Below are 13012 nucleotides of genomic sequence, written 5' to 3'. Positions count from 1 at the left end.
GTGAAATTATTACTTCACTTTCTTAGCTTTGCTTGACTTTTTAGGGTCAACAGCTTTATTTTTATCGGGAATATTATTTATCGGATCCGTCTCATTTTGACTGCGTTGTTGCTCCTCGGCATCGATATCAATAGGATTGTCTATTCCTTTAATAACCACAAGTTCTAAGTTATTGTCGTCTTCATCAAAAATATCTTCTTTTGTTAATATACGTTCATCGCCACGCCAGACAAAACCTTTTAAGATTCTGCTGTTCTCTGGTAGGTCTTTTTCTGGAAATATATCTCCATCGGGATCGGTATAGAAGGTTAAGTCCTCTATATCATTTTCAGCCATGGTAATACGAATCTTACTACATACCGTTTTATCGATTCCTATTAGCTCATCATCATCATTGTACATGTAATAAACCACTTCTGTGTTTTGAATCAGGTCAATTAATTTAAGTTCATTCTCAATAAATTGTCCGAACAAGTTTATCCCCTTTGCTTGATTGTACCCTGTCATACTTACACTGTCCAATGAAATAATAAAGGCATTTTCCAATACTTTTAATGAGTCTAATTGTTCAGTTTCTAAGTTTGATTTAAGATGGATGCTGTCACCGGTCATTTGATTGGCTCCGTTCCAGATTATCGGATTTTTTATCAATTGGGTAATACCCGTTTTTTGTTCAGAATGAATGCTGTCACATTTTCCGCTTAAATTGGTCTTGTAAAACTTAGCATTTCTAAATGCTCGTAGTAAACGTTCTTCAGGCTTACCTGTCACCATCAAGGTATCTCCGTGAACATAAAGTGAATCTTGTTGCTGTACAGAAATAGAAACAGCTCTTCTAGTTGCAAAAACAGAATCTTTGGCTTTATAGACCTCCGCATAATGAGCCCTAATAATGCCTTTGTTTATAGTATCAGTAACAGTAATATTGTTAGTTGCAGATGCAAACTCATTAACCTTGTTGAAATAGACGCTATCACCTTCAATAATACGGTTATTGTAATCTATACGCGTATTCTTAATGCCATAACCACTTTCAACTTTGGTGTCATAAAACCCTCGTTCGCAATAAATTTTATACGTCTCGCCAATAATTGTGGAGGGCCCGTACATATAGGCGTTTTTGGAGGTTTGATAGTAATCTAATTGTTCGGAGTCTACAGTGTATTTGGGATTTTGTATATGGACACTATCTAAAAATTGGTATTTTTTTAATTCCATGAAGTATGTACCAATCTTACTAGTTAAAGTGTTAGCAGAATCGATAACAGTACCGTTGTCTTGGTAATAAGCTTCCTGTTTTTCTCTATCTAGACGTAAGGTGTCTGTCTTTAAGGTCATGTCAGAATTGGTCAATACCACATTTCCCCAAGCCTTGGCTAGCTTTATATCACCTAAATAATTGATTTTTTTACTGGTCATTTGAACGGAATCGCCTTGTTTGAGTATGACATTCCCAATAGCCTCTAGCCGATTATCTCGTTGGTAGTAAATAGCGACATCACACCAAAGATCGGCACCTTGATGTTCAAATTGTACCTGACGGTCATCTTTACTAAAGATAGATGCGCCTGGGTAATCAACTTCATTCTTAGTGAAATTTGCGCCGTAAACAATATTGATTTGTTTTGGTTCTCCTTTAGTATCCTTCTCTTGGGCGTGAGCTATAAAAGAGTGTCCAAAAAATAATAGGACGAATAAACAAATGGTTTTCAATCTATTTTTTTTTCAAAAATAGGATAAAATAATAGAGCGAATAACACTATTAGCATACATTTAGTAAAGAACTATTGTATAGGTGTTGGTTTTAAATTTTTTTTGAAATTTTGTCCAAATTCAGAATTGTTAGGTGAAAAAGGCTCATGTAATATTACATTTACACCATCTTCAGGAATAGCCCCTTCTTTTCCCAATGCCCAAAAAATTCCATTCATCGTAATTTTGCGTACTTCAGGAATCTTAAAATCATAGGGATGTCCCAGCGTAGTAAAAAAGACTCTGGCTTTTATTCCTGATGTCCCGGTATAGCTCTTTGTCCATGCTACGGGGTTGTCCAATGAAAATTTATCAAGGTCACCATCTATTTGGTGTTGTGATTTTGTAGAATGTCCCAGAAGAATAGGGGAACTGTGTCTCCTTGAAGTTTCCAATCCTCGCCATCTACGTGGTACAACCACGAAAATGCATCGAATTTATTAAAACCATTTAAAATCGGATTGTCTTTTTGTCCTTCCTTGATTGAAATATTCGTTACCGGAAATTTACCGTCATCAAAATGGCCATGGTGTCTAATCCATTGTTGTCCGAATACCTTCGCTGGCCATGCTTCATTAAACTCAACTAATGTTGAGTCAGTTTTACATGAAGGTATGTTTAGCTGTTCTAAATCCAACTATTGGCCTACCAGACTCTACATAATCGGTAATATAGTTTCTCTCATTTTCCGGTAGATTTCTAAAGCGCGTGAAAATCACCATTAAATCCGCAGTTCAATATTCTCGAACCTAAATTATTTCCTATTAAGACTAAGGAAGAATGAGGTTTTACGGTTATTATTGGTTCTTTAATATGAGTACAGCTAACAATGAAAAAACAAGGAATACATAGTAAAGCCAGTCTGAATAGGTTGTAATTGTAAAATATTTTCATGGTTCGCTAATTGGTTGGAATTAATTTTCCTTTAAATATGGATATAAAAAAACCACTCGAAAGTGGTTTTTGTGATTTTTAAAATGGATTTTTAGAAATTTCTATACTCACCTTCTAAATAGGCGTTTGCTTCATCTTCAGCGAATTTAGCATTTTCACTGTCCCAATGTAAAACTTGATTAGGGAATCTGCCTGCAATTACACCTAATAGTATTGTTTCGGTAAGTCTTGATGCATAGGAAAAAGGAGCCGTGGTTTCATCGGTACCTAAACAAGCATCTACAAATTGGTGATAATGTTTTTGTCCTTCAGTTTCATAATTACGAATTGGTTCGCCCATATTATTTGCTTTTCCAACCGCTTCAATCTCTGCTGATATATCTACATATTCACCATCCACAATTTTCTTTGGTAGCTCCATAAAATGAGGCAATAATAATCGTCCTTTTTCTCCAATAAACATTGCGCCTTGTTCAGGTAATGAACCTTCGCTAGTTATTTTGGTCTCAAGGGACATCTTATCTTCTAAAGAAGCATTGGAATCATCTGTTGAAGTTTCCATAGAATCGGCACCAGGCAATTTTAATTCTTCATGGTCTTTTGGTGCTCCAGGCCCATCATACCATACCCATTTTAATGTTTCGGTGGTGTAATTGGTTTGTGGAAATTCGTAGGTTACTACGTTATTTTGTGGAAAGCCGAATCCGTTTGGTTCCCTACATTCGTTTTTAATGGTCATTGGAACTTCTAAATCGAGTGCATTGTAAGGTGTGTCAAAAATATGTACTCCCATGTCTCCTAAAGTACCACAACCATAATCAACTAATTGCCTCCAATTACCAGGATGATAAACACCTTCCTTATAGGGTCTTTCTGCTGAAGTACCGAGCCATAGGTTCCAATCTAAAGTTTCTGGAATAGGGTCTTTGCCTTTAGGTTCAGGGCCATCATATCCCCAGTCTTTTGGTGACCAGGCACGAACCGTATGAACTTTTCCAATAATACCCGATTGAATTAAAAGTGTAGCCAATTTATAATCATAAAAAGAATGTACTTGAATTCCCATTTGAGTAACTAACCCTTTATCTGCAGCTAGCTTTTTCATTGCTCTAGCTTCAGAAACATAATGCGTAAGTGGTTTTTGACAATAGACTGGTTTATCCATTTCCATCGCCATCATTGAAGCTGGTGCATGGCTGTGATCTGGTGTAGAAACAACAACAGCATCAATATCGTCGCCCATTTCCTTTAACATTACCCTATAATCTGCATATGTTTTGGCATTTGGGTGTAGTTTCTTTGCTGCAGCCAAATTATTGGCGTCAACATCGCACAGCGCTGTAACATCAACTTTTTGATGTGAAGATATAGCTTCAAGATCAGCAGCTCCCATATTACCAACACCAATGTGTGCAGTGCGTAATCTGGTTAATTTCTTTTCTTCCCCTTTACAAGACCATAGTCCGGATGGTAACAATACAAATGTGGACAAAGCCGCTGCGTTTTTTAAAAAATCTCTTTTATTCATTGGTGTGGTTATTATAATTTTTTAATTTTTATGTTACGGAACCAAATTGGACTTGAATGGTCTTGAAAGCCTATGTATCCAGTTTTATACTTTCCATAATCTTCACTATTCTTCCATTTGTCTGAATTCTTTTTTTCGTACCAAGCATCATCCCAAGGTACAAAAGATACTACTTTTTTTCCGTTCAACCAGTGCTCTACCTGCTCTGGTGTAAATACTATTCTGGTAGTATTCCATTTCCCTACAGGATGTAAAATTTTACCATTAGGGTCCGCGGCGTGCATCGCATAATCTGATGCGGTTTGTTGAAGAGGTTTTAATTCTTCTGGTTTTTCAGTGTACCCTAAACCTAAATTATAATCTGTTATATCATGAATGCTAGCATAGTTTTCATCATCTATTAATTGGTATTCAGGGGAAACTTCTGGAGGGGAGTCATAGCCCTCTTTCAGGTGGTAAAAAACGCCACTATTGCCTCCTTTTGGTAGTTTCCATTCCAAGTAAAGTTCAAAGTTATCAAACTCTTCAACTCCGTAAATAATGTCTGTTCCGCCAGTGTAATCTTGTTCCATACCCAATTCAGTATCAAACGTCAATTCACCATTTTTTGCTATCCAACCTGGGGGTAATTCTTTTCCATTGTAGGCCCGCCAGCCCTTCGTGGTTTTGCCATCGAACAAGGATATCCATTCACCTTCAGTCTTCTCCTCACTAGGGGTTTTGGTATCTACTTTTTTATCGTTTTCCATTTTACAGGAAACTGTAAAAAATAGAAATAGGATTATAATAGGGTACGTTGATTTTTTCATTCTTTCAATTTCGTTTTAGTCGTGCGAATGTATATTTCGCAAGGAACCTAAAGTACAAAAAAAAAGAATGGCGATAAAGGTATTTCCCTATATCGCCATTCCTGTTAGCCGAACAACCTATTAACATTGCTAAATATTTATCTATGGATTGTTTGTGTCCTATCTGGCCCTACAGAAACAATTTTAATAGGAACTTCTAATTCCTTTTCTAGAAAATCGATATAATCGTTCAATGTTTTGGGTAATTGATCTGCAGAAGTCATCTTTGTCAAATCTTCTTTCCATCCGTTCATTTCTGTATAAACCGGAGTAACATTTTCAGGTTCAATATTGTAAGGGAAATGTTCAATTATTTCACCTTTATAGCTGTAAGCAGTACATATCTTTAATTTTTCAAATCCGCTTAGAACATCACCTTTCATCATCATCAATTCGGTAACGCCGTTAATACGAACAGCATATTTCAAAGCTACCAAATCTAACCAACCACAACGTCTTGGTCTACCGGTTGTTGCGCCAAATTCATTGCCAGCACGACCCATAGTCTCACCATCCTCATCAAATAGTTCTGTTGGGAAAGGGCCACTGCCTACTCTTGTAGTATAAGCCTTAAATATTCCTTTTACCTCACCTATTTGGTTTGGCGCTACGCCTAAGCCTGTACAGGCGCCAGCTGCAGTAGTATTGGAAGAAGTTACAAAAGGATATGTTCCAAAATCAATATCTAATAAAGAACCTTGTGCACCTTCGGCTAATATTTTTTTACCTTGCTTTTGTGCTTGATACAAATATTCTTCACTATCAATAAAGGTTAGCTCTTTAAGCTCTGTAACCGCTTTGAAGAAATCAGCTTCCAATTCTGCAAGGTCATATTGAATATCTACATTGTAAAAGCTAATCATGGCCTCATGCTTATTTGCAAGGCTACGGTATTTTTCCTTCCAATCACTTAGTTCTAAATCTCCTATACGCATTCCATTTCTACCGGTCTTATCCATATAAGTAGGACCGATTCCTTTTAAGGTAGAGCCAATTTTTGCTTTTCCTTTAGAAGCTTCAGAAGCAGCATCTAACAAACGATGAGTAGGTAGAATTAAATGTGCTTTTCTAGAAATGAATAATTTGGATTTGATATCTAAATTGAATTTCTTCAAGGCATCCAATTCTTTTTTAAAAATAACGGGGTCGATAACTACACCGTTACCCACTATGTTAACTGCATTTTTATGAAAAATACCTGAAGGTATGGTATGCAATACATGCTTTATTCCATCGAATTCTAAAGTATGACCAGCATTTGGCCCACCTTGAAAGCGAGCAATAATGTCATAATTTGCGGTTAATACATCTACGATTTTTCCCTTTCCTTCGTCACCCCATTGTAGGCCTAACAATAAATCTACTGCCATCTAAATATTATATACTTGGTTAGTTCTCTTTATTTTCTTTGTTGTCTACCTCTTTGGTAGGAGTATTTTTAGTACCGTAAAAATATAAGGAATGTGCATTGATTTTTATATCAAATACTTCCTCGATTGTTTTTTTGATAGATTGAATTCTCGGGTCACAAAATTCCATTACTTCGCCGGTGTCAGTAAGAATCACATGGTCATGTTGTCGATCAAAATAAGATTTTTCATATTGAGCCTGGTTCTTGCCGAATTGATGTTTGCGCACCAACTTGCAACCTAACAGAAGTTCAATCGTATTATATAGCGTAGCCCTACTTACACGATAATTTTTATTCTTCATGTTAATGTAAAGTGATTCTATATCGAAATGTTCCTCACTTTCATAAATTTCTTGAAGTATAGCGTAACGTTCAGGGGTTTTTCTATGTCCTTTGTCCTCTAAAAAGGTAGTAAAGACGTTTTTTACAATTTCTTGGTTTTTATCCAAAGACATAAATACTGCATTAATATACAAATGTACAGTTAAATTTTAATTTACTTTTTCTAAATACGGGTTACTTTGTCAATGCCTCCAATCTCCTTTAAGTTATCGGTTAATTTTTTAAGAATGGCCTTGTTTTTTACGACTACTGTTATTTTTCCTTTAAAGGTTCCACCATCGGTACTAAAGTTTAAGTTGCGCATATTTACATGCATAATATCTGATATAACCGCTGTGATATCATTAATTAAACCTAAATTATCTATACCTGTTAACTCTATATCGGCCTGATATTCTTGTTGAGAAGAATCAATCCATTTAGCGCTAATTATACGGTAGGCATAGTTAGATTGTAAGGAAATCGCATTTGGACAGTTCTTTTTGTGTACTTTAATTCCTTCGGACACGCTTACAAACCCAAATACATCATCTCCAGGAATAGGACTACAACATTGGGAAAGTTTGTACTCTAATTTTTCCTCTTCCTTGCCGAAAACCAACATATCATATTTAGAGGTGATTTCATCTCTATTAATATCTTCTGGTACCGGAGTTCGGCGTATGCGATTTTTGAAAAAACTAATAAATGCATTGTTATAGGAAGAAGCAAAGTCTTTGAGCATGGTATTGTCAATAGAACTGATGCCTACACGATAAAAGAGGTCTAAACTAGTTTTTAACTTGAAAAATGTTACCATTTTATTAATGGAGTCTTCATTAAGACTGATTTTTTGAGATTTAAGTTTTCTCCTCAAAATTTCCTTTCCATCATCTGCAACAGACTTTTTCTCTTCTCTTAATACCGATTTAATCTTAGCCCTTGCCCTCGCTGTGGTAGCATAATCTAACCAGTTTTGGTTAGGTCTGGCTTGATTAGAAGTAATAATTTCTACCTGATCACCACTTTGTAAGGTTGTGTTTAACGGGACTAATTTTCCATTGACTTTTGACCCTCTTGTTCGCATACCGACTTCGGTGTGGATATTAAAGGCAAAATCTAATGGAGTAGCTCCTTTTGGTAACGATTTTAATTCTCCTTTCGGGGTAAATACAAAAATCTCTTTAGAGTAAAGATTGAGTTTAAATTCTTCAACAAAATCTACAGCATTAGTGTTTGCATTCTCCAAAGCTTCTTGAAGTTTGTTTAGCCAGACTTCAATGCCTTGTTCTTTTTGATCACCATGTTTATACTTGAAATGTGCGGCATATCCCTTTTCAGCAATCTCATGCATGCGCTCACTTCTAATTTGAACTTCAACCCATTTTCCTTTGGGTCCCATCACAGTAATATGCAAGGCTTCATAGCCAGTAGATTTAGGAGAGGATATCCAATCTCTTAAACGCACTGGGTTAGGAGTGAAGTGATCGGTTACAATGGAATATATTTTCCAAGCAAGAAACTTTTCATTTTGTGTGTCGGATTTATAAATAATTCTGATAGCGAACTTATCATAGATTTCCTCGAAGGTTACATTCTGGGCAATCATTTTTCTTCTCATTGAGAAAATAGATTTCATTCTGCCTTTTAGAATATAATTAAGTCCTTCTTTATTTAATGAATTGTCAATGGTGGCGGCAAAAGCATCAATATAAGCTTGCTGCTCTTCTTTGCTTTCTTCAATTTTATCCTTTATTGAATTATACACTTCGGGCTCGGTATATTTTAAGCTGAGGTCTTCTAGCTCGCTTTTAATATTGTAGAGTCCAATTCTATGTGCTAAAGGAGCGTAGATGTATAATGTTTCAGATGAAATTTTAACCTGTTTATGCTCTGGCATGGAATCCATAGTGAGCATATTATGGTACCGATCTGCAATCTTAATTATAATAACGCGTACGTCATCATTTAAGGTAAGAAGCATTTTCCTGAAATTCTCCGCCTGCTGGGAGATGTTCATATCCTTCTTTAAATGGGATATTTTTGTAAGGCCATCAACAATACGTGCAACGGTTTCACCAAAAATGCGATCAATATCGTCTAAGGTGTATTCGGTGTCTTCAACGACATCATGTAGTAGTGCAGAGGCTATAGAAACAGCATCAAGGCCAATTTCAGAGGCTACAATTTTTGCTACTGCAATAGGATGAAATATATAGGCCTCACCAGATTTTCTTCGTTGGTTCTTATGGGCATCTACTGCTACTTCAAAGGCACTTCGTATTAGCTTCTTGTCCTCATCCGTTAGGGTTTGGTAACTAATACGCAATAGTTCCTTATATTCACGGGCTATAAGCTTATTTTCCTCTTCAATTGCTGTCTGTGTCATACTAGATTAAAAATAAGGTAATCTTTAACGATGAACAACAAAAATTAAGCCTTTAAATTTCGAATGCGATCGATAAGTGGCGGGTGAGAATAATGCATGAATACATATGCCGGATGCGGAGTCAAATTACTAAGACTATTTTTGGAAAGTTTTTTTAAGGAAGTTACCAAAGGCATTGCTGCATAAGTGTCTTTTGCATAATCATCGGCTTGATATTCGAATTTTCTAGAAAAGTGGTTCATTAATAAACCGGTAATCTCAGAAACCGGACTATATAATATACCAAATCCGATTAATGCAGCGTGGAAACTAGGCCTATCAACTCCTATAGCTAGTGAAACCTCTGGATGGTTAATGAAAAGGGATAAAAGTAGCAGCATAAATCCCGTAAGTAAAATAGATGTTGCCAGATTGAAAATTATATGCTTGCGCTTATAATGTCCGATTTCATGAGCTAAAACAGCAACGATTTCTTCTTCTTCCAGATCATTGATGAGTGTATCATAAAGCGTTACCCTCTTTTCTTTTCCAAAACCAGAAAAATAGGCATTGGCTTTTGTTGACCGTTTAGAACCGTTAATTACAAAAATGTGCTGTAAGTCAAAACCAACATTGGTAGCATAGTGTTCGATTTTTTCTTTTAAACTTCCAGACTCCAATGGTTCTTGTTTATTGAATAAAGGAACTATTAGTTTGCTGTAGAATAAGTTCATGAATAAAGTAAAAAGTATAACTAGAGCCCATGTATACAGCCAGAAATTAGCACCCGCCCATTGAAAGAATAATATTACCAATGATAAAATTCCACCACCGATAACAACGGTCATAGCCCATTGCTTTAACTTATCTACTAAAAATGTTTTACGTGTGGTTTTATTGAAACCAAATTTTTCTTCGATAACAAAGGTCTGGTAATAGGAAAATGGAATATTGAAAATGTCACTCCCAATCATTATTATTCCGAAAAAAATCAATGCCTGTATAATTATATTATCAGTCATATTTTGTGCCACTTGATCAACCCAAGCAAATCCACCGAAAATTAAAAATACTAGAATCAGAACTAAAGAAAATACGGAAGTTAGTATACCGAATTTGTAATTGGTATGTTTATAAGCCTGTGACTTTTTATACTCTTCTACATTATACACATCATCAAGGTCTTTTGGAATAGGGTCTTTGAATCGTTTGGCGTTGAGGTAATTTAATACGGTAGCAAGAATGAATTCACTAAAGAGAATAATAAGGATACAATAAAATACAAGTGTTTTATCCATATATAATTTTAAAAATATAATCTTTTAAATTGATTATTAGTTTGTTAAGCCTTTAAGCTTCGCTGTCTTTTGGCTTCAAAGATAAGTATTGCAGCGGATACCGAAACGTTCATAGAATCTATTTCACCTTCCATAGGTATGATGATATTCTGGGTTGAATTATTGAGCCATTCTTCACTCAGTCCAGAATTTTCGGTTCCAACAACAATAGCTGTTGGTCCATTAAAATCTACTGTCGTATATGGTTTTGAAGCAGATAGGGAAGCACAGTATAACTGAAATCCGTCTTTTTTTAAAAATGCTATTATTTCCTTGGAACTGCCAACTTTAACATTTCTAGAAAAAACACAACCAACACTCGACCGTATAATGTTGGGGTTATACAGATCTGTTTTTGGATTTGCAATAAATACAGCATCTAGGTTGGCGGCATCTGCTGTTCTTAATAAGGCGCCAATATTACCTGGTTTCTCAGGAGCTTCCGCAATAAGAACTAAAGGATTTGGCCCATTAAACTTGAAAGAAGAAAGTTCATGTTCTTTACTTTTGGCAATTGCCAATACCCCTTCAGTACTATCTCGGTGGGCTATTTTTTTGTAAACCTCGGTACTTACCGAAATTAATTTATCTGCAGAAAAGGACTGTAAAAGGGTGTTGTTCTGGGCATCTTTCAAAATAGTATCACAATAGAAAATTGTGAGTATTTCGTATTGAGCACGATTTGCAATTTGTAGTTCGCGCATACCTTCTAAAAGAAAGAGTCCGGTTTTCTTTCGCTCCCTAGATTTGTCTTTTAGCAACAAAGCCTTTTTAATTAAAGGGTTGTGTGCGCTGCTGATGTGTTTTTTTGAATGCATGAGTTACAAAAGTAATCTAATCTGTTAAGTACACCTTAACTTATCGACTAACGGGTTTCTACAAAATCAACAAACTAAAGATTTCCATATATGAATAAAGTGCTAATTGCAGCAACGACCTTTCTCGTCTTCGCTTGTAAAGAAGAACCAAAGAAACAAATTAAGATGGATTTTTCTGAGGAAACGGAACAGGAAACAACCCAGAATAAATACCCTGAAAATCTTTTTAAGGTATTTGAAGCGCACGGCGGATTGGATAAATGGAAGGCGTATAAAACGCTAAGTTTTGATATAATGAAACCAGAATTTACTGAAAATCAAATTATAGATCTTTATCGGAGAACTGATAAAATTTCAACTCCTACTTATAGTTTAGGATATGATGGTGATAATGTGTGGTTATTAGATATAGCGGGTACGTATGAAGGGAAGCCTAAGTTCTACCATAACCTTATGTTCTATTTTTACGCTATGCCCTATGTTTTTGCTGATGCGGGACTTAATTATGAAGAAATACCTTCGCTTGAAGTTGAAGGTGTAACGTATCCTGGGTATAAAATTTCTTATAATTCTGGTATTGGAGCTTCTTCAAAAGACGAATATTATTTGCATTATGATGCTGATACGTTTCAAATGAAATGGCTGGGCTATACGGTGACTTACTTTAGTAAGGAACCTTCAGATAAAATAAGCTGGGTCAATTATGGTGATTGGTTGAAAGTCAATGAAATATTACTTCCACAAGCTATAACGTGGCATGTCGTAGAAAACGGTGAAATAAAAGAGCCTGCAAAAATGGTTGATTTTGAAAATGCCAGTTTGTCAAAAGTAGCAAGACCAAAAGATTTTTATACGAATCCAGAAAATGCAAAATTAATTGTGGATTAGTATCCTATGAATATTTTTATTTAGTTAAATAAGGTGTCATTTTTATGGCACCTTATTTTTTATAAGTAACTTGAAATTCATCAAATTTAGAATGAAAATGAATGTGCTTTTTTTTGGAATAGCTAAAGACATTGTAGGTAATTCAGAACTTATATTTTCGGAAGAGCTGAACAAACCTAGAACGGTCGCGGCCTTAAAAAAACAACTAGTAGACTCCTATCCAGAGTTTTCAAAATTAAACGCATTGGCAGTAGCTGTAAATAGCGAATATGCAACCGATGATGTAACTTTGAATGGTAGTGAAGAAATTGCAATTATACCACCCGTAAGTGGAGGCTAATGAAAAAGATAATAGAAATAGTTGACACGATAGAAACAGCCCAAGTGTATGCTGAATTAAGCGACGCAAAAAGTGGCGGTATCTGTGTTTTTGTGGGTACTGTACGTGAGTTTACCAATGAAGAAGAAGTGGTTGCTTTAGAATTTGAAACCTATAAAACCATGGCCTTGAAGGAAATGGAGAAAATAGCGGATAGGGCCATAGAAAAATGGAACCTAAACAAAGTTGTATTGCGACATGCTGTAGGGGAAAAAGGAGTGGCGGAGCCTGTAGTAGTAGTAGGAGCTTCTTCTGCTCATAGAGATGCATGTTTTGAGGCTTGTCGGTTTCTGATTGATACGCTTAAGGAAACCGTACCTATTTGGAAAAAGGAGAAATTCAAGAATAAATCGGTATGGGTTTCAGCACATCCATAAGTTGGGTGGGCTGCAGGTAAAAAGTGGTAATGTAGTACAATAAATGTTGGATGCATATTAAAAATCAAATAGCACTAATAATTCTGTTTGA

13 protein-coding genes are annotated in these 13012 nt (G+C 35.7%); 3 read left to right on the top strand and 10 right to left on the bottom strand.

The annotated features are described in order from the left end of the window. Positions 1 to 9: 9 nt before the first annotated feature. The 10 genes from ES765_RS07565 to ES765_RS07520 form a co-directional block, all read right to left on the bottom strand. Positions 10 to 1704: an OstA-like protein gene (locus tag ES765_RS07565; RefSeq protein ID WP_138112901.1), complete on the bottom strand. Its 1695-nt coding sequence runs from the start codon at positions 1702 to 1704 to the stop codon at positions 10 to 12. Positions 1705 to 1784: 80 nt separating this feature from the next. After that, positions 1785 to 2054, bottom strand: a complete 270-nt coding sequence (locus ES765_RS07560) for a ThuA domain-containing protein (protein ID WP_138112831.1) — start codon at positions 2052 to 2054, stop codon at positions 1785 to 1787. A 23-nt stretch (positions 2055 to 2077) separates the two neighbouring features. Next, on the bottom strand, positions 2078 to 2389 hold the full coding sequence (locus ES765_RS07555) for a hypothetical protein (RefSeq protein WP_138112829.1): 312 nt from the start codon (positions 2387 to 2389) through the stop codon (positions 2078 to 2080). A 348-nt stretch (positions 2390 to 2737) separates the two neighbouring features. Next, complete coding sequence (locus ES765_RS07550; RefSeq protein WP_138112827.1) at positions 2738 to 4174, bottom strand: Gfo/Idh/MocA family protein; 1437 nt, start codon at positions 4172 to 4174, stop codon at positions 2738 to 2740. Between the two features lie 11 nt (positions 4175 to 4185). Further along, complete coding sequence (locus ES765_RS07545) at positions 4186 to 4983, bottom strand: DUF1080 domain-containing protein (protein WP_138112826.1); 798 nt, start codon at positions 4981 to 4983, stop codon at positions 4186 to 4188. 137 nt (positions 4984 to 5120) lie between these two features. Continuing rightward, positions 5121 to 6392 carry an adenylosuccinate synthase gene (locus ES765_RS07540; protein ID WP_138112824.1) on the bottom strand — a complete coding sequence of 424 codons (1272 nt, stop codon included), beginning with the start codon at positions 6390 to 6392 and terminating at the stop codon, positions 5121 to 5123. Positions 6393 to 6411: 19 nt separating this feature from the next. Then, entirely contained in the window at positions 6412 to 6888 is a 477-nt protein-coding gene (locus ES765_RS07535) for a Fur family transcriptional regulator (protein ID WP_138112822.1), read from the bottom strand. A gap of 50 nt (positions 6889 to 6938) precedes the next feature. Next, positions 6939 to 9143, bottom strand: a complete 2205-nt coding sequence (locus ES765_RS07530) for a RelA/SpoT family protein (RefSeq protein ID WP_138112820.1) — start codon at positions 9141 to 9143, stop codon at positions 6939 to 6941. 44 nt (positions 9144 to 9187) lie between these two features. Further along, a complete protein-coding gene (locus tag ES765_RS07525; protein WP_138112818.1) occupies positions 9188 to 10420 on the bottom strand; it encodes a M48 family metallopeptidase in 1233 nt (410 codons plus the stop codon). 44 nt (positions 10421 to 10464) lie between these two features. Then, positions 10465 to 11277, bottom strand: a complete 813-nt coding sequence (locus ES765_RS07520) for a TrmH family RNA methyltransferase (protein WP_138112816.1) — start codon at positions 11275 to 11277, stop codon at positions 10465 to 10467. A 90-nt stretch (positions 11278 to 11367) separates the two neighbouring features. On the opposite strand from ES765_RS07520, the gene ES765_RS07515 reads away from it, so the two are divergent. From ES765_RS07515 to ES765_RS07505, 3 genes are all read left to right on the top strand, one after another. Continuing rightward, positions 11368 to 12165, top strand: a complete 798-nt coding sequence (locus ES765_RS07515) for a hypothetical protein (RefSeq protein WP_138112814.1) — start codon at positions 11368 to 11370, stop codon at positions 12163 to 12165. A gap of 97 nt (positions 12166 to 12262) precedes the next feature. Next, complete coding sequence (locus tag ES765_RS07510; protein ID WP_138112812.1) at positions 12263 to 12505, top strand: MoaD/ThiS family protein; 243 nt, start codon at positions 12263 to 12265, stop codon at positions 12503 to 12505. Continuing rightward, complete coding sequence (locus ES765_RS07505; protein ID WP_138112810.1) at positions 12505 to 12921, top strand: molybdenum cofactor biosynthesis protein MoaE; 417 nt, start codon at positions 12505 to 12507, stop codon at positions 12919 to 12921. The genes ES765_RS07510 and ES765_RS07505 overlap by 1 nt, the downstream gene beginning before the upstream one ends. Positions 12922 to 13012 lie beyond the last annotated feature (91 nt).

The organism is Maribacter sp. ACAM166, from assembly GCF_005771495.1.
Lineage (GTDB): Bacteria > Bacteroidota > Bacteroidia > Flavobacteriales > Flavobacteriaceae > Maribacter.
Note: the sequence above shows the minus strand (reverse complement) of the source record. Positions and strands in the feature narration are given on the sequence as shown.